This is a genomic window from Pseudoalteromonas sp. HL-AS2 (assembly GCF_031198805.1).
GTDB lineage: Bacteria > Pseudomonadota > Gammaproteobacteria > Enterobacterales > Alteromonadaceae > Pseudoalteromonas > Pseudoalteromonas nigrifaciens.
Genome location: NZ_CP133571.1, coordinates 2,766,355 through 2,787,604, shown reverse-complemented (window position 1 = coordinate 2,787,604; position 21,250 = coordinate 2,766,355). Strand labels below are relative to the sequence as shown.

General features: G+C 39.8%; 19 protein-coding genes. 15 read left to right on the top strand and 4 right to left on the bottom strand.

The genetic code is table 11. From position 1 onward, the window contains the following. Positions 1-6 precede the first annotated feature (6 nt). The 6 genes from fdx to RB215_RS12970 all read left to right on the top strand — a co-directional run bounded on the left by fdx (position 7) and on the right by RB215_RS12970 (position 7,306). Positions 7-345, top strand: a complete 339-nt coding sequence (gene fdx / locus RB215_RS12995) for an ISC system 2Fe-2S type ferredoxin (protein WP_011329311.1) — start codon at positions 7-9, stop codon at positions 343-345. A gap of 169 nt (positions 346-514) precedes the next feature. Then, on the top strand, positions 515-1,942 hold the full coding sequence (locus RB215_RS12990; protein ID WP_182676579.1) for an NAD-dependent succinate-semialdehyde dehydrogenase: 1,428 nt from the start codon (positions 515-517) through the stop codon (positions 1,940-1,942). A gap of 727 nt (positions 1,943-2,669) precedes the next feature. Continuing rightward, positions 2,670-3,674, top strand: coding sequence for a Fe(3+) ABC transporter substrate-binding protein (locus RB215_RS12985; protein WP_011329308.1), 1,005 nt, complete (start codon positions 2,670-2,672; stop codon positions 3,672-3,674). Next, positions 3,675-5,306: an iron ABC transporter permease gene (locus RB215_RS12980; protein WP_011329307.1), complete on the top strand. Its 1,632-nt coding sequence runs from the start codon at positions 3,675-3,677 to the stop codon at positions 5,304-5,306. Then, the gene (locus tag RB215_RS12975) at positions 5,307-6,356 is read left to right on the top strand and encodes an ABC transporter ATP-binding protein (protein ID WP_086997672.1); all 1,050 of its coding nucleotides are present in this window, start codon (positions 5,307-5,309) and stop codon (positions 6,354-6,356) included. Between the two features lie 50 nt (positions 6,357-6,406). Beyond that, positions 6,407-7,306 (top strand): Dyp-type peroxidase, encoded by a 900-nt coding sequence (locus tag RB215_RS12970; RefSeq protein WP_011329305.1) that lies wholly within the window; start codon positions 6,407-6,409, stop codon positions 7,304-7,306. Positions 7,307-7,321: 15 nt separating this feature from the next. On the opposite strand, the gene argR is transcribed toward RB215_RS12970, so the two are convergent. Beyond that, a complete protein-coding gene (gene argR, locus RB215_RS12965) occupies positions 7,322-7,789 on the bottom strand; it encodes a transcriptional regulator ArgR (protein ID WP_041454781.1) in 468 nt (155 codons plus the stop codon). Positions 7,790-8,015: 226 nt separating this feature from the next. Here argR and mdh point away from each other — a divergent pair, with 226 nt between their 5' ends. Further along, on the top strand, positions 8,016-8,948 hold the full coding sequence (gene mdh / locus RB215_RS12960) for a malate dehydrogenase (RefSeq protein WP_011329303.1): 933 nt from the start codon (positions 8,016-8,018) through the stop codon (positions 8,946-8,948). Positions 8,949-9,051: 103 nt separating this feature from the next. On the opposite strand, the gene ispB is transcribed toward mdh, so the two are convergent. Further along, positions 9,052-10,023, bottom strand: coding sequence for an octaprenyl diphosphate synthase (gene ispB, locus RB215_RS12955; protein ID WP_011329302.1), 972 nt, complete (start codon positions 10,021-10,023; stop codon positions 9,052-9,054). A gap of 422 nt (positions 10,024-10,445) precedes the next feature. Here ispB and rplU point away from each other — a divergent pair, with 422 nt between their 5' ends. From rplU to RB215_RS12920, 7 genes are all read left to right on the top strand, one after another. Further along, positions 10,446-10,757, top strand: coding sequence for a 50S ribosomal protein L21 (rplU, locus tag RB215_RS12950; RefSeq protein WP_006794538.1), 312 nt, complete (start codon positions 10,446-10,448; stop codon positions 10,755-10,757). A 16-nt stretch (positions 10,758-10,773) separates the two neighbouring features. Continuing rightward, a complete protein-coding gene (gene rpmA / locus RB215_RS12945; protein WP_002957747.1) occupies positions 10,774-11,031 on the top strand; it encodes a 50S ribosomal protein L27 in 258 nt (85 codons plus the stop codon). Positions 11,032-11,261: 230 nt separating this feature from the next. Next, positions 11,262-12,419 (top strand): Obg family GTPase CgtA, encoded by a 1,158-nt coding sequence (gene cgtA / locus RB215_RS12940; RefSeq protein WP_197181816.1) that lies wholly within the window; start codon positions 11,262-11,264, stop codon positions 12,417-12,419. A 73-nt stretch (positions 12,420-12,492) separates the two neighbouring features. Beyond that, positions 12,493-12,984 carry a type 3 dihydrofolate reductase gene (folA, locus tag RB215_RS12935; RefSeq protein WP_306287726.1) on the top strand — a complete coding sequence of 164 codons (492 nt, stop codon included), beginning with the start codon at positions 12,493-12,495 and terminating at the stop codon, positions 12,982-12,984. 79 nt (positions 12,985-13,063) lie between these two features. Continuing rightward, on the top strand, positions 13,064-13,441 hold the full coding sequence (locus RB215_RS12930) for a DUF3718 domain-containing protein (RefSeq protein WP_011329299.1): 378 nt from the start codon (positions 13,064-13,066) through the stop codon (positions 13,439-13,441). A 382-nt stretch (positions 13,442-13,823) separates the two neighbouring features. Further along, positions 13,824-15,749 (top strand): methyl-accepting chemotaxis protein, encoded by a 1,926-nt coding sequence (locus RB215_RS12925; RefSeq protein ID WP_197181815.1) that lies wholly within the window; start codon positions 13,824-13,826, stop codon positions 15,747-15,749. A gap of 92 nt (positions 15,750-15,841) precedes the next feature. Then, entirely contained in the window at positions 15,842-16,315 is a 474-nt protein-coding gene (locus RB215_RS12920) for a peroxiredoxin (protein WP_086997685.1), read from the top strand. A gap of 70 nt (positions 16,316-16,385) precedes the next feature. Here RB215_RS12920 and RB215_RS12915 read toward each other — a convergent pair whose 3' ends face one another. Beyond that, entirely contained in the window at positions 16,386-18,527 is a 2,142-nt protein-coding gene (locus RB215_RS12915; protein WP_309216525.1) for a S8 family peptidase, read from the bottom strand. Positions 18,528-18,839: 312 nt separating this feature from the next. Between RB215_RS12915 and RB215_RS12910 the strand changes: the two genes are divergently transcribed. Then, a complete protein-coding gene (locus RB215_RS12910; RefSeq protein WP_192531546.1) occupies positions 18,840-20,024 on the top strand; it encodes an NAD(P)/FAD-dependent oxidoreductase in 1,185 nt (394 codons plus the stop codon). A gap of 80 nt (positions 20,025-20,104) precedes the next feature. Here RB215_RS12910 and RB215_RS12905 read toward each other — a convergent pair whose 3' ends face one another. Continuing rightward, positions 20,105-21,211 carry a GGDEF domain-containing protein gene (locus tag RB215_RS12905; RefSeq protein ID WP_193038456.1) on the bottom strand — a complete coding sequence of 369 codons (1,107 nt, stop codon included), beginning with the start codon at positions 21,209-21,211 and terminating at the stop codon, positions 20,105-20,107. Positions 21,212-21,250 lie beyond the last annotated feature (39 nt).

Genomic DNA, 21,250 nt, shown 5'->3' with positions numbered 1-21,250 from the left:
ATTAGAATGCCACAAATTATTTTTCTTCCCCATCCAGAATTGTGTCCAGATGGCGCTGCAATTGAAGCACCTAGTGGTCAAACGGTTCTTGATGTTGCCCTTAAAAATGGCATTAGCATTGCTCACGCATGTGAAAAGTCATGTGCGTGTACCACGTGCCACTTAGTGATCCGCGAAGGCTTTGATTCGCTAGAAGAAAGCGACGAGTTAGAAGACGATATGCTTGATAAAGCATGGGGCTTAGAGCCAGAGTCGCGCTTAGGTTGCCAAGCTATTATTAGAGATGAAGACCTAGTGGTTGAAATACCTAAGTATAACGTTAATATAGTTAATGAAGAGCACTAGCTTTTAACGATTAATATAATAAAAGCCGCTGTTTAATACAGCGGCTTTTTTGTTTGTACACCGCAGGGTAGGCGGGAGTTTACCTCGCGCAGATTTATATAAAAAGTTAGCCTTGGCTCTATGTCACGCATTAAAAGCTAACACCTTAAACGTAATTTGGAGGTTTATTTTGAGTAATCTTATTTTTTCTGACTCGTTTATTAATGGTGAATTTTATAAAACAGACACACACTTTAGTGTTGATGATCCTGCTACCGAAAAAAGCATTGTTGATGTAAGCGATATTGATCAGCAGGGTGTAAATAATGCAATAGTTGCTGCTCAAAGCGCATTTGTTAAATTAAAAGCAACCAATGCTACGCAGCGAAGCGAAACCTTGATGCGCTGGTATGAGCTAGTTATAAAACACAAGCAAACGCTTGCAGAGTTAATGACCAAAGAGCAAGGTAAACCACTTAAAGAAGCATTGGGCGAAATAGATTACGGCGCAGGCTTTATAAAATGGTTTGCCGAGGAAGCTAAGCGCAGCTATGGCGATGTTATACCTGCTACCGACAACACCCATAGGTTAACCAGCTTTAAGCAGGCTGTAGGAGTTGTTGCAGGGATCACGCCATGGAATTTTCCTGTTGCTATGATTACGCGTAAAGTTGCCCCCGCCTATGCAGCCGGTTGTAGTTTTATATTAAAACCTTCAGAGCACACCCCATTATGCGCTATTGCACTTGCTTATTTAGCCGATCAAGCAGGGTTTGAAAAAGGGGCATTTAACGTCTTAGTATCGCAAAATGCTAAAAAAGTAGGAAAAATACTAACCGACTCTGAGATAGTGCGTAAGTTTACTTTTACCGGATCAACGGGGGTAGGCAAGCAGTTATTAGCGCAATGCGCAGGTACTATTAAGCGCACTTCTATGGAGCTTGGAGGAAACGCACCTTTCATTATTTTTGATAATGCAGACCTCGATGCAGCTATTGAGGGGTTAATGGCTGCTAAGTTTAGAAATAGTGGGCAAGCTTGTGTTGCTGCAAACCGTATCTTTATTCAGCGTAATATTATTGATGCGGTACTAAATAAACTAACCCCTAAGGTGGCTGCTTTAAAAGTCGGTAATGGCTTTACAGCAGATGTTGATATCGGCCCGCTTATTTACCCTAAGGCAAAAGAAAAAGTACAGCAGCTAGTACAAGACGCACTAGATAAAGGGGCAGTATTGATTGGTGATAACAGTGATTTAGGTGGCAGCTTTCAAAACCCGTTGATTGTAAATAACGTCACTACCGACATGGATATTTACCATGAAGAAGTATTTGGTCCAGTATTAACAATTATTCCTTTTGATGATGAAAGCGAAGTACTTACTCTAGCAAACGACGTACCTTACGGCTTAGCCGCTTATTTTTACAGCCAAAATATTAAGCAGGTTTATCGCATTAGCGAAGGTCTTGAGTTTGGCATGATTGGTGTAAACGAAGGCGTTATTTCTAACCCTGTAGCGCCATTTGGTGGTGTTAAGCAATCGGGCCTTGGCCGTGAAGGGGGGCACCAAGGGTTAAATGAGTACCTAGAAGAAAAATACGTGTGTATTAAAATTTAAACCGTTTATATGCTCTTGGCGGCTTGCAGTAAAACAACTTCAAGGCGCTGTACAAATACATTGAGCAATTTATTTTAGGCAAAGAAAAGCGCGCTCTATCTCTAGGCGCGCTTGCGGAATCTTCTAATTTTCTGCATCCTGCAATTGAACTTAATCAACTCCAAATTCTTACAAATCCTTGTTATTACAATATTACTTTTTAGTTCTATGTAATGTAGGCGCTCCTGCCTGTATCCTTTATTTCCTCAACATCCTGTAAAACAACGTAAATCCTTTGTTGCTATCCTTTACGCATCATCCAGATGCTATCCTTTAAGACATTCCATTGTGCTGCTCTCCTAGAGCCTGTCCTAAAATCCGTTTTGTATTAGTAACCTAAATCATTGGTTGGTCGAGTAAGTTGTCCGTTTCCATTTACTCGTTAAGCATCACTGCTTGGTTGTTAAGTTAATTATAGGCGGTACGATATTTTAAAGAAGTATAGGTTGCTAATTAATTGCTATAGTCGTAATAGTTAAAATAATTTACTTTAATTAAAACAATTGGTTACTTTGTTTGTTATGGTTTTTCATGTTGTGTTTTCATCATTGGCTGTCACGTTTGTAGGATATGTCTTACGTTGGTTTTCTATTTTAGCGATTTTAACAGGATCAGATTATATAAAGTGTGCACTTTTGGGTAAGGCACGGTAGAATTATTGATAATAGTTATTATTCAGGTGGGAAATATGAAAAAAGTATTCGCAATTGTAGTTGGTTTGGCTGTGTCGGCACCCGTTTTTGCAACTGAGTCCGTTAATATTTATTCTTTTCGACAGCCTTTTTTAATAAAACCAATTTTAGATGACTTTACCAAACAAACTGGTATTAAAACAAATGTAGTGTTTGCTAATAAAGGCTTAATAGAGCGCGTTAAGCGCGAAGGTAAACACAGCAAAGCCGATTTAGTATTAACGTCTAATTTTAGCGCCTTAATCCAACTTGAAGATTTAGATTTAACGCAAACTATTAGTAGCGAAGCAATTAATAACAATGTGCCTGCGGCATTTCGTGATGGCGACGGCCAGTGGGTGGCACTTACTAAGCGAGTACGTAATGTTTATTCGTCAAAAGAGCGTGTGGGCGCGCTACCTGAACTGACTTATGAAGATTTGGCCGATCCAAAATATAAAGGGCAAATATGTACTCGCTCTGGTAAACATCCGTATAATTTGGGTTTAGTTGCATCAATGATTGCACACCATGGTGAAGCAGATACCAAAGTATGGCTTGAGGGAGTTAAAGCAAATTTAGCGCGTAAACCACAAGGTAACGATAGAGCGCAAGTAAAAGCAGTGAAAGAAGGTTTGTGCGATCTTGCATTTGGCAATAGTTACTATTTAGGTAAAATGCTGCAAGATGAAACCCAAAAAGAATGGGCACAAGCGGTAAATATTAACTTTCCGAACCAAATCAATCGCGGCTCGCATATAAATGTGTCGGGTGCAGTTATTACAAAATACGCTAAAAACCCTGAAAATGCCTTGAAACTCCTAGAGTATATGACCGACAATAAAGCGCAAAACATGTACGCTTCAATTAATATGGAATACCCGGTTAAGCCAGGCGTAGAATTATCAAGTTTAGTTGCATCTTGGGGAAGCTTTAAAGAAGATAGCTTACCACTTGATGAAATTAGTAAATATCGTCCGTTAGCGTTAAGGCTAATTGATGAGGTGAAATTCGATCTTTAAATGACTTATAAATTTCAGCTGTCTAAATGGCAGCTTTTTGCATGGTCGACAGGATTATTACTGTCGACCCCATTGTTTTTTCTGCTATTTGAATCTCTACAAGGTAACTCAGAGGTGTTTTCGCATCTTTGGGATACAGTGCTGTGGGATTACATTTCTAATACCGTATTACTTATTTTAGGTGTGTGTGTACTAAGCTGTGCTATTGCCTTACCACTTGGCTGGCTAACCGCTTATTGCCAGTTCCCGGGTAAAAAACAGTTTGAATGGGCGTTAATGCTGCCACTGGCTATGCCTACCTATATTATTGCCTATGTTTATACCGACTTGCTTGATTACGCAGGCCCAGTACAAAATACTCTCAGAGACTGGTTTGGGTGGCAATCGCCGGATGATTACTGGTTTTTTGATATACGCACTTTGCCCGGCGCTATTGTAATGCTTGCACTGGTGCTTTATCCCTATTTATATTTAATTTTTAAAACAGCCTTGCGTGAGCAGTCTTTTAAGTTAGTACAGGCTAGCCAGTTAATGGGGCTGTCGTCGTGGCAGAGCTTTTTTAGGGTGAGCTTAGTGTTATCGCGCGGCGCAATTGTAGCTGCGCTAGCGCTAATTAGTATGGAAACCATGGCTGACTTTGCCACAGTAAGCTACTTTGCTGTAAGCACCTTAACCACTGCCGTATACGATACTTGGTTTGGTTATTACTCGTTAACCGCTGCAGCTAAAATATCGGGCGTGATGTTATTACTATTGTTTTTAGCCTTAATGGCGGAGCGCTTTAGTCGCCGTAATCAAGCGGTGTTTGAGCGTCAGTCGGGTATAAATAGTGAAGCGCTTTATATATTAAAAGGCAAGTCGGCTTGGCTGGCAACGCTATTTTGCAGTGTGATTTTAATTGTTGCCTTTGTTATACCTATCGCTGTGTTAATAAAGTACGCCATTGTTTATTTTGATCAAGCATGGAGTAGTGAGTTTTTTAGCTATGCGTGGCAAAGTTTAAAGGTAGCTATAGTAGTAAGCGTAGTAACGCTGTTACTTAGTGTATTAGTGGTGTTTTATCAACGTATAGCCAAGCAAAATTATCCACTTATTCCGGGGCGATTAGCTAGCACCGGCTACGCTTTACCAGGAACAGTACTGGCTATTGCGGTGCTATTACCGCTTACGCTGTTAGAAAATACGGTAAACCGTGTGCTTGAGCCATACGACTTAAATATAGGCTTGTTACTCACTGGCAGTGTATTTACCATTATTTTTGCTTATGTAGTGCGTTTTTACGCAGTAGCACATGGCGCGATTGAGTCGAGCTTTTTACGCATTAGCCCCTCTCTCGACATGGCTAGCCAATCTATGGGCAAAAGCCAAGGCCATACGTTACGTTTGGTGCATTTACCCCTACTTAGACGCGGGTTGCTTACTGCGGCTTTGCTGGTGTTTATTGAATGCATGAAAGAGCTACCTACGGCTTTGTTACTTAGGCCGTTTAATTTTGAAAGCTTAGCTACGCATGTGTTTCAGTATGTGAGTGATGAGCAATTAGAGCTGGCTTCTATATCGGCATTATTTATTGTGCTGGTTGGATTTATCCCTCTGTATTTTATTAACCGTTCTATGGAGCAACGTAGTTAAATGAGTAGTTTGATTTTACAAGGCGTGAGCTATCAATATAACGGTACTAAGGTTATTCACGAGCTAAATTTAACCATAGGTAAAAACGAAATAGTGTGTTTGTTAGGTGCCAGTGGTTGTGGTAAAACCACCACCTTAAAAGCAATTGCAGGGCTAATAGAAACGCAACAAGGAAGCGTGTTTATCGATGGTAAGCTGGTGAGTAACGCCAATACATTTATCTCGCCAGAGCATCGTAATATTGGCATGATGTTTCAAGATTATGCGTTATTCCCGCATTTAACCGTGGCACATAATATTGCTTTTGGCTTAAGTAAAATGAGTAAAGAGCAAAAGCAACAGCGCGTTGATGAAATGCTTAAGCTGGTGCATTTAGTTGGCTGCGCCGACAGGTATCCGCATCAGTTATCGGGTGGGCAACAACAGCGCGTGGCGATTGCGCGTGCACTTGCTTACAAACCAAGTTTACTATTACTTGATGAGCCGTTTTCGAATATAGACACTCAAGTACGCTTTGAATTAATTGCCGATATTCGCCGCATAATTAAAACTCAACAAGTGTCGGCAGTATTTGTTACCCACTCAAAGGAAGAGGCTTTTGCATTTGCAGACACGCTGGCTATTATGCACCAGGGTAAAATAGCTCAGCAGGGCACCCCAGAACAGCTTTTTGCTAAACCAAGCTCAAAGGAGGTTGCAGAGTTTCTGGGTCAGGGCATATACTTAAGCGCAGAAGTGTTAACAGCAACTGAATATAAAACCGCTTTTGGCCTAGTTGAGTCGGTTATTGCGCACCAGCATCAGGCTAATATAGGAAAAATATATGTGCGTCCTCATCAAATAGAGCTAATGAGCGACAATAAAAAAGATAGCCATAGTGAACGCGCCACCATATTAAGCAGTCGTTTTATTGGTTCGGCTTATGTTTACACTGTAGTTATTGCACAACAAGAAATAGAAGTTGCAGCGCAATATGGCCAGTCATTTGTTCAAAATGAGCAGGTTATAATAAAAATAAAACCCCACACGGTGAATTTTTTCGAATCATAAATTAATTTGTTATTCGCTGTGTTTATCTATTTATAAGCTAAGGAATAACAATGGCACAAGCGCAATCAGGGATTTGTGCTGAAGCAAACTTACACGGTTTGCATTTATTTTTTAATGTGTTTGATGGCCAAGATGAGTCATTACGTACAAAGCTCAAGCAAGTAAGCGCTATTGAGGAAGAGTTTAGCGATCAGTTTTCTGAATCTATGCTTTCTTGTATGGTGGCTATTGGTGCACAGTATTGGCCGCATATTTTGCCAGAGTATATCCCCAGTGAACTACAAAGCTTTCCTAATATAAATCATAATGAACACGCAATGAGCGTGCAGCCGTGTGATTTGTTTGTGCAAATACGTTCAGACCGCGAAGACGTTAATCATTTATTTGCACTGCAAATTTTAAAGTTATTTGCACCAGATGTAGAGCTGGTGGAACAAATTCGTAATTTTAGATTTTTAGATGGTCGCGATTTCAATGGTTTTATTTATGGTGGCAAAATGCCGCATGGCCGACAAAAGCGGGCAACGGCGTTAATAAATAAACCAGGTAGCTTTGAGGATCAAGGCAGTTATATTCATGTGCAACGTTATAAGCACGATCTAAGCGTATGGCAGCATCTATCGCTAGATGAGCAAGAGCAAATAATAGGTCGCACTCGCTTAGACAACACTCTTATAGCCCCAGCGCTTGAAACCAGCCATGCACAACGCAGTGAATTAAAAGATGAGCAAGGCCAGCCAATATTACTTAATCAAGGCATGCCTTATGGCGATGTTTACGAGCAAGGAATGCTGTCAATTACTTGCTCGGCCAGTGGAACCGCATTTGAACAGGTATTAAAAAGTCGTTTAGGTGAGGGGGAGTGCTATGATCATTGGCTTGATTTTACTCAAGCCGATATGGGGTCTGCGTTTTTTGCACCGTCAGTTGGGTTTTTAAAACAGTTATAACGCATGTTTTAAATACTAAACCGTATCAAATAAAATACGTACCCGCTCTAGGGTTAAGTCTATTTCAGATATTTTAGCTGGGGCAATAAAAATAGTGTCGTCGCCAGCTATAGTACCTAACACGCCATCGGCTTTACCTAATGAGTCAAGTAAACGCGCAATAAGCTGAGCCGCGCCTGGACTGGTACGGATAATAATCATCATTTCGTTATGCATTATATCAATAACAAGCTGGCGCAACGGGCTTTTTGCTGTGGGTACGCCCATTTCTGCTGGCAAGCAATACACCATTTCTTGTTTGGCATTGCGCGTTCGTACCGCGCCAAACTTACTAAGCATGCGCGACACTTTACTTTGGCTTATATTGTCAAAACCTTGCTCTTTTAACGAATCTACTATATCGCCTTGAGAACCAAAGTTTTCTTCTTTTAAAAGCGCTTTAAATGCTTTTACTAACGCTTCCTGTTTGTCTTGTGGTTGCATAGTTTTTATTTGCTTTTTATTATCCATGCCGCAAATTCTACACAAAAACGAATAATTATGCAGCAGTTGTTTATTTAACTTGCCAGTTTACTGTATTCAGGCCAAATGTTTTTACAACTATGGTCTAAAATATTACGAAAATAGGCAGGATAAATTTGTTTTTAGTCGCTAATTTCTTTATCTTAGAGCCATAAATATTTCCTACCTCAAATCACGGAGAATTCCAATGAAAGTTGCTGTATTAGGTGCTGCAGGCGGTATCGGTCAAGCGTTGTCTTTATTATTAAAAACAGGCTTACCAGCTGGTTCTGAATTATCACTATATGATGTTGCACCAGTAGTTCCAGGTGTTGCGGTTGATCTATCTCATATCCCTACAGCGGTTAAAGTAGCTGGCTTTGGCGCTGATGCGTTAAATGAAGCGCTTAAAGATGCTGATATCGTACTTATTCCTGCTGGCATGCCACGTAAGCCAGGTATGGATCGTGCAGATTTATTTAATGTAAATGCTGGTATCATCAAAACATTAGCAGAAGGCATAGTTGCAAGTTGTCCTAAAGCATTAGTAGGTATTATTACTAACCCAGTAAACGGCACTGTACCAATTGTTGCTGAAGTATTTAAAAAAGCAGGTACTTACGACGCTAAACGCGTATTTGGTATTACTACGCTTGACGTTATTCGTTCAGAAGCATTTGTTGCTGAACTTAAAGGCGTAGACGTAGCAACTGTTAAAGTTCCTGTAATCGGTGGCCACTCAGGTACTACTATTTTACCTCTACTTTCTCAAGTTGAAGGCGTGAGCTTTACAGATGAAGAAGTTGCAGCACTTACTCCACGTATCCAAAATGCGGGTACTGAAGTTGTAAATGCTAAAGCGGGTGGCGGTTCAGCTACTTTATCAATGGGTGCAGCAGCAGCTCGTTTTTGTATGTCTTTAGTTAAAGGCCTACAAGGTGAAGACGTTGTAGATTACGCGTACGTTGCTGTTGAAAATGGCGATGCGGAGTACTTTGCACACCCAGTACGTTTAGGTAAAAACGGCGTAGAAGAAATTCTTTCTTACGGCGAACTAAGCGCATTTGAAACAAAAGCAAAAAATGACATGCTTGAAACACTGAAAAAAGACATCAAAGAAGGTGTTGATTTCATGGCGTAATAGCCAAAATCAAGTGACAAAAAAGCCTGCGTTTGCAGGCTTTTTTATTGCTCGGAATTTAGCTAACCTGCACCCAGGTTAGCTACACATAAAGGCAGTAAAGTTAGTGATCGCGATCAACTGCAATACGGGCAAGGCTCACAAGTGCTTGTTTATATTCAGACTCAGCTAAAAAGTCTAAGCAAGCAATGGCTTTGTCGGCTTCAAGTTCGGCCTTTTGCATCGTAAATTCAAGCGCATTGGTTTGTTTAAGTGCCGCTAAAATTTCTTCAAGATGATCCATGCCATTACTGTGCTCTATAGCGTCACGGATCAGCTGTGTTTGCTGCTCATTACCATGTTGCATTGCATAAATAAGCGGCAGAGTTGGTTTCCCTTCGGCTAAATCATCACCAATATTTTTACCTAATTGATCTGCATCTGCGTTGTAATCAAGTACGTCATCAACGAGCTGAAACGCAGTACCTAAATGCATGCCGTATAGGTTAAGCGCATCAAGCGTGGCTTGGTTTTGCTCAGTAATAATGGCCGCAAGGCCTGTCGCGGCTTCAAATAGCTTAGCGGTTTTAGAGTAAATAACCTGCATATAACTCGCTTCAGTGGTGTCGGGGTCATTACAGTTCATTAACTGTAATACTTCACCTTCAGCAATAATGTTAGTTGCATCTGCAAGCACTTGCATTACCTGCATTTTACCAAGGCCAACCATAAGCTGAAATGAACGAGTGTAAATAAAGTCGCCCACTAATACGCTGGCAGCATTACCAAACTCAGCATTTGCTGTAGGCGTGCCTCGGCGTAAGTTAGATTCATCAACAACATCATCATGTAATAGTGTTGCGGTATGAATAAACTCAACAATAGTTGCAAGTGTAATATGATCTTTACCCTGATAACCCAATGCTCTGGCCGCTAGTATTGCCAACATTGGGCGCACGCGCTTGCCGCCACTGTTTACAATATACAAGCCAAGTTGGTTAACTAACGCCACATCTGAGCGCATTTGCGCATGTATAAGTTGATTGACGTCATTCATATCGTTTTCGATTAACGCCTGGATAGCTTTTATATCCATTGATCTCCGAGCCAATTTTTATGTGTGAACGGCGCAGATTGTACAACAAAAAAAGCACTAGCTCGATATTTTGTGACGATTCCCTGAAAAAACACGGTTAACATCGCTAATTAGCACTTAAATACGAGAGATAGCTGATTAATTAGCGTACAAAGTGTGCTGTAATTTATGTTTATTTATTATCCGTTGTAGTGTGTGTTTAGCTAAGGCAAATTATTTTCACTAATCGTGAAAAAGCGCTTGGCAAAAGGGCTATTTAATATAAAATAGGGGAAATATTGAATTGCTCTCAATGCAGCTACTTTTTATTCATTTTAATTACAAAATAGGCTTGCTAGTTATTACGCCGTAGCGTAAACTTCGCGCCCTATCGAAGAATATTTTAGTTGCGTCGATTTGAGGGCGCACAGACGGAGTTAATTATGTACGCGGTTTTCCAAAGTGGTGGTAAACAGCATCGTGTGACTGAAGGTCAAACGATTCGTCTTGAAAAATTAGACGTTGAAACTGGTGCAGCAGTAGAATTTGATTCAGTACTTTTAGTTGCTGATGGTGAGAAAATCGAGATTGGTGTACCGTTCGTAAACGGTGGTAAGATAACAGCTGAGGTTGTTTCACATGGTCGCGGTGAGAAGATTAAGGTTGTTAAATTTAGACGCCGTAAGCATTCTCGTAAGCAAATGGGCCATCGTCAATGGTTCACAGAAGTTAAAATCACTGGCATTAGCGCTTAATTAGAGGTACTTAGAAATGGCACATAAAAAAGCAGCTGGTAGTACTCGTAACGGTCGCGATTCAGAAAGCAAACGCCTAGGTGTTAAGCGTTTTGGTGGCGAATCAGTTCTAGCGGGTAGCATCATTGTTCGTCAGCGTGGAACTCGTTTCCACCCTGGTACAAACGTAGGTATCGGTAAAGACCACACTATCTTCGCAAAAGCAGATGGTAAAGTTCAGTTTGAACAAAAAGGTCCTTTAAACCGTAAATACGTAACTATCGTAACTGAGTAATCAGTAAGATAGTTAAAAAACCCCGCCTTTGCGGGGTTTTTTGTTTTCATTATTTTACAATATATACCCAAGCCTGCAATTATACCTATGGGTTTAAGTAGCGGGCTCTTTAACGAAGTTATAGAGCGATCTAATTCGTAAAATGGTTCAAATATTTATGCCAATTGGTATTAAGTTGGCTTGGGTATATAATAGTGTTATTAACAAGCCAATCCCTAAAGTGAGTAATCATGAAGTTTGTAGATGAAGTAGAAATTCGCGTAGAAGCTGGAGACGGTGGCGCCGGTATCGTGTCTTTCCGTCGTGAAAAATATATCCCAGAAGGTGGGCCTGACGGTGGTGACGGTGGTGACGGTGGTAGTGTTTATCTACAAGCGGATGAAAACTTAAATACCTTAATTGATTACCAATTTGAACGCTTTCATAGAGCAGATCGCGGTACTAATGGCCGCAGCCGTAACTGTACGGGTAAAAAATCTGACGATTTAATTATTATGGTGCCTGTAGGTACACGTATTATGGACGTTGATACGCAAGAGGGATTAGGGGATTTAACCCAACATGGCCAAAAGATTTTGGTGGCAAAAGGCGGTTTCCATGGCTTAGGAAATGCGCGTTTTAAATCAAGTACAAACCGTGCTCCGCGTCAAAAAACCTTAGGGACAGAAGGCGAAGTACGCAACCTTAAACTAGAGTTATTGTTACTAGCAGATGTAGGCTTATTAGGTTTGCCAAATGCAGGTAAGTCTACCTTTATCCGTAGTGTATCGGCAGCAAAACCAAAAGTAGCAGATTACCCATTTACGACGCTTATTCCAAATTTAGGTGTGGTACGTCCTGAAGCTAATAAATCATTTGTTATCGCTGATATACCAGGCTTAATTGAAGGCGCATCGGATGGTGCTGGTTTAGGTATTCAATTTTTGAAACACCTAGAGCGCTGTAGAATATTACTGCATATTATTGATGTAATGCCAGTTGATGGCTCAAATCCAGTTGATAATGCATTTGCGATTGTTAATGAGTTACATCAGTACAGTCCTAAATTAGCAGAAAAACCGCGCTGGTTGGTATTTAATAAAATAGATTTATTACCAGCTGACGAAGCAAAAGCTTTATGTGAAAAAATTGCACAAGAGCTAGGCGAAACTGAAAATATTTACAGCATTTCTGCTATTAATAAATCAAATACTCAACCACTAATTCATGACGTAATGACATTGCTTGAAAGCATGCCAAAAGAGAAATTCGTTGAAGCAACAGACGAAGAAGTTGAGTTTAAGTGGGACACCTATCATCAAAAAGCCGCTAAAAAGAGCGACGATGATGATGATTGGGATGAGTGGAATGAAGATGATTACGACGTAGAAGTTGTGTACGAGCGTTAATTATAATTAATTACATATAAAAGGAGCTTATGCTCCTTTTTCTTTGTTTAATAATAAATACTGGATAATTAGTGTGATAATTTCAATGATTGCTGCAATGGCAAATAACCGTGTAATTGGCCTTAATAATACAATGCCTTGGCATTTACCTGGAGACTTACAGCATTTTAAAAAAGTAACCACAGGTAAACCTGTGATTATGGGGCGCAAAACATTTGAGTCTATTGGACGGCCTTTACCTGGGCGTCGTAATATTATTATTACCCGTAATAGCCAGTATCAAGCAACTGGAATAGAAATTGTTACAACGCCAGAGGCCGCGTTAAATTTAGTTGCTGATGTGGAAGAGGTGATGATCATTGGTGGTGGAAATATTTATCAACAATTTTTAGAAAGTGCACAAAGACTTTATTTAACCTTTATAGACTTAGATGTTGAAGGTGACACTCAGTTTCCTGATTACGAAAAAGTGGCAACCTGGCAGGTTAAAGATGAAATACAAATGGCTGCGGATGAAAAAAATCAATATAGTCATAAGTTTGTAACTTTATATAAAAACTCTTAACATTATTGCGAAATACTGAGCATATTGGTACAATATTAACTAATCCAATAGGAATAAAGTATTATAAAAAGGGTTTTCCATGATTAAGTTATCAAAGCTAGTTGTTATTACTGCGCTTGCAGCCGGTTCGTTTGTATATACTGCCCCTGCACAAGCAGATGATCAGTTAGCGATTTCTATCTGTGAGTATATTGCAGCGGATGATAAAAATCGTTTACGTAGTAAGCTTAAAAGCTCACGAGTGAAAGTTCGTAATATATACGACGCAGTATTTTGTAACGGCAATAATTTATTGCGTCATGCAGTGGCAAGTAATGCATTAGACAGCGGTGAATATATAGTAAAAAACTTATCTAAAAGCTCGCTAGAAGATGGTGCTGATATATCATGGGCTGAATCGAACGGTCATTCAGGATCGCCCTTAATTACTATAATTAAAGAGCGCGCAGGTCTTTAATTTTACAATAAATACGATTAAACCACGTTTTATACGTGGTTTTTTTACGCCTGTATTTTTATAAATAATTTTAAATAACACAGCACTATTTTAGTATTGTAATCCCCCCCTTTTAACACAAACGCCAACCTTATTAAAAACATAACCCTTTTTACTTATTAACTTACTTATTGTGTTGAAATGAACTTATAGCCGACTCTATAGGTGCTGAAGTTAAAGGAATCTAGGAATAGCCACAAAAAATAACTCATTGTTTTTATTTGGGTTAACATTCTTGTTGTTGCTTTGACAGCTCATGAATTTAATACGATTGTTAGTATTTGCCATTAAACTGTCATAAATAGTCAATATTCTACGCGCATATGATTTTAGGGATTTATTTATGCGCGCCTCTACATTTACCCGCTTACTGGCTGTTTTGTTAACTCTCGCAAGTGTTTTATTAGCTATGACTCTACTTTGGGCCAGTCAAACTTTTCTAAAACTAGAGCAGCAAGACAGTGCATATAGACAGCTTAAAAATACGATTATGGTTGATCTAGCGAGCTATCTAAGTAATTACTTAGCACAAGGCGATAGCCAATACTTAACACAAGCCTCAAGTTTAATCTCGCAAGTAGAGCAAAAACAGTTAACGCTATTACCAGCAGCTCTTAAATCACAACTTACTGAGCAGTTAATTACTCTAAATAATGATATAAACGGTAAATATAGAGCCTTGGGTAAGCTCTCTGGTAACGAAACGGCTTTACTTGATAATGCGCTAAGGCAAATGGCTGGTTCGGCATCCTCGTTAATTAATTATGCGCGCTCAGCTTCGGATAATAGTAACAACACGCTTAGTTATTATAAATTGGCCAATGAGTATTATAGTGAAGTGATTAACTTATCATTATTTAGTTATCAACTGGTGCTAGATTATCAGCAGAGTGTAGAGCAGAGTTTGCAACAAAGCGTGAAAAATTTAAATGTATTAGCAGCAAAAATAGAGCAGCTACCAAACTTAGGTGTGATGGATAAAGTAGATGAGTATAGTTTATTTATTGACGAGCAAAGTGAAGATTTAGCTACTGATATTAAATCAGAATTAAGTAGTTGGCCAAATCGCTATCCTCGGGATTTAACCAGTACATTAACTCAGGCACAACAACGACAGACGGGGGCCGATGAATTGCGCACGCAGCTTAGTAATTTATCTAAAACAGTGATAAATGCAGAGCAAGCACTAAAAACACAACAAGATAATTTAAAGCAGCAAGTATTTTGGGTGTTTTGTGTTGCTATTAGTGGACTCGTTATACTTGCTGGCGGTGTTTATATTGTTCAGCGTAATCTGGTACTTAATCCTCTTCGACGGTTGCGCGACGGGTTTGCATTTTTAATTGAAACGAATGAGCTTAAAAATATTGTCAGTAATAACCCAAAAACTGAAGTTGGGGAAATAGCCCAATACTTTAATCAGCTAATTGAACGCCAGCGCATAGAAGCACAAGAGCGAGCGCAAATGCTAAAAGTAGTGAATGCTTTTATGCAGCAAATGAGTAAACACTTACAGACGATTGAGCAACAAACTACTACGAGTTATGGGCAAGTGGAACAAAATCAGTATTTACTAACCGATATTCAGCAGATTGGAGAGCAAGTTAATGATATTAATACACAAGTAGCTGATAACGCACAAAGTACCTTTAGTGCCATGGAACAAAGCTTAGGATTTGCGCAAAGTATGTTAAGTGCGAGTGCCGATACACAGGCACGGGTTGAACGCAGTATACAAAGCTTACAAGAGCTACTTAATGGTGTTGAAGGCGTAAGTAAAATTATAGAAGTAATACGTAATATTGCAGATCAAACCAACTTACTTGCGCTAAATGCAGCAATAGAATCAGCTAGGGCAGGTGAGCATGGTCGCGGCTTTGCAGTAGTGGCTGATGAAGTTAGGCAATTGGCACTGCAAACGCAAGGCTCGCTGAGCGAGATAAATGGGCAGCTCACCATACTGAGTGAAAACTCACGGCTAGTTGCTACGCAAATAACAGCATTAACCCAAGGTGCTCAATCGCAAACGCAAAATGCCCAAGAACTTAAGTTAAATTCGGAAGCGGTGGCAAGTAATGCAAAAAATGCTAATAAAGTAGCGTTTGAGGCGATGAAGCTTGCTAAGCAGCAAAGCAATTTATTAGATAACTTTAGTCAGTCAATGGCTGAAATGAAGGGGCAAGTAAGTGAGTCGAGCTCGTTGGTGGATGATATACGACATCAGCTACAACAACAAATTCATTCGATTAAAGGGGGCCTGGGGTTGTAATAAATTAGCTTTAGCGCTCATCTTATATCATGCTCTAAATTCTATGTGCTAAGCTGTATGCTGGTTTTATTTTATAAAATGAAGGATTTATAATGATTGTACAAGGTCAAACTATTCCCTCGGTTACGCTAAGCCAGTTAACCGACGATGGTATGCAAACACTGACTAACAGTGAATTATTTGCAGATAAAAAAGTTGTATTGTTTGCAGTCCCCGGTGCGTTTACACCTACCTGTTCAAATGCACACTTACCTGAGTTTATTACTCTGGCAGATAAAATAAAAGCAAAGGGCGTTGATGCAATTTATTGTGTATCGGTAAACGATGCGTTTGTTATGAAAGCATGGGGGGCATCACAAAATGCACAAGAAATAGCCATGCTGGCAGACGGCGATGCGAGCTTTACCAAAGCATTAGGCCTTGATATGAATACGGCAGGGTTTGGCGGTGTGCGTTCAAAGCGTTACGCAATGATCGTGGAAAATAGTGTAGTAACCGGTTTATTTGTAGAGCAAGAAAAAGAATTTGTGGTTAGTCGTGCTGCTGCTGTTTTAGAAAAGCTATAGAATAAATTAGCGATTTGAAAATACAAAAGCCGATGTTGATGCAACATCGGCTTTTTGCAATTATTGCTTATTAAGGCTGATATTGCCCGCTAATTGTTAAGCCCGAGAAGGTTTTATACGCGTTAACACTTAAGTGCCACGTACCCGCTTGTGGGCTTGAGAAAGTACAGGTTTCGGCATTACCATTTTTATATGGACGACAATCGTAACTCGATGTCGTGGGCTGACTGCCAAACTTAACAAACAAATCAGCATCGCCTGTGCCACCGCTTGTTGTTACTGTAAATGTAGCCATACCTGCTGGCACGTCTAGTGTGTAATGCTTCCATTGACCTGCATTAGCACTCACATCGCTTACAGTGCCACCACCAGCTTGAGGTGTGCCTGAGCCCCCGCCCGAAGCTGCTGTAATATTACCAGTTAAGCTGATCCCAGAATAGGCTGAATAACCTCGTAGCATCACATGATACGTACCTGATGTAGGGTTATCGATTGAACACTCTTCGTTGTTACCACTTTTGTAAGGGCGGCAATCGTATGTAGAGGTTGTTGGCTTACTGCCAGAGCGCACGTATAAATCGGCATCACCAGTGCCTCCACTCATAGTGAAAGTGACATTAGTTGCGCCACTGGGCACTGTCATTGTATAAAATGTTTCAGAGTTAGTTGCGCCGCTTAAACCGGTTTGAGTTTCGCCATCAAGAAGTTCATTACCACTTGGTGGTGGTGCAGTGCCACCACTTGCAGCAGCTACGGCAGCTGCTGCATCAACAATACCGGTACCACAGCTAGTACATGTGGCTGGGAACGAGCGGGTGGTTGTTTTTAAAATATTTTCGATTTCATCGGGAGTAGCATTCGGCTTTGCTTGTTTTATCAGTGCCGCTACGCCAGCAACATGGGGGGCTGCCATTGATGTACCCTGCGAAAAACCGTAGCTATCACTAGAAGGGGTTGACGAACCGGCGTTATAAGTGGATAAAACACCTTCAGAATCGTTAGCAAAACTTTGCGCACCACCCGGTGCGGCAACATCAATATTACTACCGTAATTAGAGTAATAAGCACGACCGCCATTACGGCCAACCGAGGCTACATTTACCACGCCATTACAGTTGCCTGGGTTATAGTTTGCTGAGTTATCGTTATCGTTACCAGCAGCAATTACCACTACTGTGCCGTTATTACGTGCGGTGTTAATAGCACTTTGTGTTGTAGAGCTACATGAGCCACTACCCCCTAAGCTCATATTTATTACATCTGCAGGATTGGCATTTGCCGGTAGCCCAGATACATTGCCACCAGAAGCCCAAATAATACCATCAGCAATATCAGAGGTTAAACCACCGCACTTACCTAGTACACGTACAGGCACTACTTTGGCGCCGTAAGCAACCCCAGCAACACCCTCACCATTATTAGTAACTGCAGCAACAGTACCCGCTACATGTGTGCCGTGCCAGCTAGAGTTTTGTGCACCGTTAGTACCACATTCATTGGCAGCAACCGCATCGCCCGGATCGCGGGCATCGCTATCGCGACCATTGCCATCATTAGCCACCGATAAATTCGAGATCATATCGTAACCGGGTAAAATATTAGCGTTTAAATCAACATGAGGGCGATAGCCTGTATCGAGTACAGCAACAACAACACCGCTACCAGTGGCTGTATCCCACGCTGTAGGTAAGTTTAAGCCGCCAGCTTGTTCATAATAATGCCATTGGTCGTCAAATCGTGGATCATTAGGCGTTGCAAATGGTTGCAGCATTTGATCGACTTCAATGTATTCAACATTGCCAGATTCAAGCATTTCTTGCATAAATCGCTGTGCTTCTTGTGCATTTAGCTTTTTACTTGCACGCATTACATGGTGATTATTAAGTGCCATGGCACGAATATACTTCGCTTTTACTTTACCTTTTTTAGAGGTGTAATTTTTAACAAAGCTCTGCGCTTTATTTTGCATATTTGATTGGCTTACATCTGTGTCTGTGTCTGTAGCTGCAAAGCTAGCTAAATCATTAGTGTTATTTTTATATTTAATAATGAATTGTGTTTCAAAACCAGTTTGATTTTGTAATTTAGCTGTTGTTTCTGCCATTGATGGTGCAATTGCTTGTGCAGGAGTTGCAATACTCGATGTTGCAGCAAATAGTGAGCTGATAGTAAAGGCTATTGCACACTTTTTAAATGATTTACCTGTTGTCATGATTATCCTTAGTTTTTATTTGTTATTTCGTAGCACAAATCCACGAAGTGGGTACAAAGGTAAATGATCTGTTAAATTAATTGAAAGATTAATTACTTATTAGCTTCTTTCATTTGGTTATAACCTTGTTATTAGCGGGTTTGTAGTTACTTTGTACTTTTTATATTTATAAATATAAGCATAAGTAACTAGTTTTAAATTTGAGTATTAATACTTTTATTTTTATTTGTTGTGCAATTGAAAATAATCAATTCGATGTCCAGCCGGTGCATAAATTTTGTTATAATCAAAAAAAATTAATGAGATAAATAAATGACCCAAGTAGATGTGATAGTAATAGGTGCGGGAGCAGCAGGCTTAATGTGTGCAGCGCAAGCAGGATATCGTGGCCGTAGTGTTACAGTACTTGATATGGGCAAAAAGCCAGGTCGAAAAATACTCATTAGTGGCGGTGGGCGCTGTAACTTCACCAACGAAAATGCCAGCCCTAGTAATTATTTGTGTGATAACCCTCATTTTGTTAAATCATGTTTAAGTCGTTATACCCAACATGACTTTATTGAACTGGTAGATCGTCATGGTTTAGCCTATCACCACAAAACACTAGGTCAGCTTTTTTGTGATAATAATGCTCAAGACATTGTTGATATTTTACTTACTGAGTGTGAATGGGCGGGGGTATCTATAAAGTTGCGTAACGAAGTAATCAGCGTTTCAAAAACTGAAACTGGTTATAGCGTAGTAACCGAGCATGAAACATTTTATTGTGAGTCGTTAGTGATTGCCTCCGGTGGCTTAACTATGCCTAAGCTTGGCGCAACACCCATTGGCTATAAAATTGCTGAGCAGTTTGGCTTAAAAGTATTACCGACCATGGCGGCACTTGTACCATTTACTTTGCATCAGCACGATAAAGAACGTTTTGAAGCGCTTTCAGGTATAAGTATTTTATGCGATGTTACTAGTGAAGATGGAACTGCATTTAAAGAAAACATTTTATTTACCCATAGAGGATTATCGGGCCCTGCTATATTACAAATAAGCTCATTTTGGCGCGCCGGACAGGCGGTAACTATTAATTTATTACCCGAAACAGATTTAAGACAACAGCTAGCCGATTGGCGTGAAACGCAATCCCAAAAGTCGTTAAAAAATAGCTTAGCCACTATTTTACCTAAACGTTTTATTGAAGTTCTTCATGAGGGGAAAGCAATTCCTGATTGTAATATTAACCAGCTAACACATAGCCAAATTGACGAGTTAGTTAACTATATACATGCATGGCAAATTAAACCAAATGGCACAGAAGGTTACAGAACAGCGGAAGTAACGTTAGGCGGTGTAGATACCGATGAACTTAGCTCAAAAACCTTCGAAGCAAAAAAAGTACAAGGCTTATATTTTATTGGCGAAGTAACCGATGTAACCGGTTGGCTAGGGGGCTATAATTTTCAGTATGCGTGGAGCTGTGGTTTTGCTGCTGGGCAGTATGCTTAATATTTTAGGAACAATAAGTTAGCAGTTACAAGGTTAATTTAGTTTATTGGGTTTAACCGCTGATACTTTAGAGCTAACTTTTAAATAGCAGCGGATTTACTTAATGTGTTTTCATAGCGAGTTTTGGTTAAGTTGTCGCTAGCAACACAGACCTGATCTCGTCCTTGTAATTTTGCTTTATAAAGCGCTTTATCGGCGCGCTCTAAAAGATGCAAAGCAGTGTCGTCAACATGCGCTTTAGCTATACCAATACTGATAGTTAACGCTCTATTATCGATTAAATGAGTGGCAATAAACGCTCTGAGCTCTTCAGCTTCGTTAATTGCGTTATCTAGGCTGCTATCTCGAAGAATAATAGTAAACTCTTCTCCGCCCCAGCGTGCAATTAATGCACTATTTGTAAGCTTGTTTTGTAAAATATTGGCAAACTCACTAAGCACGTTATCACCCGCTAAATGGCCATAAGTATCGTTTACTTTTTTAAAGTGGTCTATGTCGCAAATCATCACTATATTTGATTTTCGCTCATTATTATTTTCACTCAATAATTGCGACAATTCAAAATCAAATTTTTGCCTGTTATATAACCCGGTGAGCTTATCGGTTTCGGCTAGCAGTTTTATTTCGGCATTGCGCTTCGAAAGATGAGAGTAAGCCGAAAAACGCGTTTTTTCATAAAACCTAAATAATAAAACATGCGCAATAGACACTTCAATAAAATTAAATAATGCAGATAAACCTATGGTAATTGATAGTTGTTGCTGTAAGTAAACTAGATAGACACAAATACCAAAAGCAATGCTACTTAATATACTTCCCCAATTACGCCCAACTAAAAAAAAGGTAAAAGGCGGAATAAGTGTTGCCCAAAATAATGAATGAGCATGACCCTTTGCCGATACTATAAAGAGCATAATTAAGCTAACTATCATTAATGCAACAACCCAAGCAGCTTTACTAACCTGGGCTGTTTTATTAAACCATATACAAATACTTAATGACGCTATAAGTCCTAAGGCATCAATAAGTGCAATATCGTAACTCGAAAAATAAAAAACATTTAGTAAGGTTAAAATTAAAAAGTAGCAGCAGCAGATTAATAAAGAATGTGCAATTAAGCGTGTTCGCCAGTAATCCTTATGATCTCTAGGGTATTGCGGAAATTCTTTATACCAAAAATGTAGCATCAAATAACGACTTAATAATTATTAGTTAATTCAGTATTG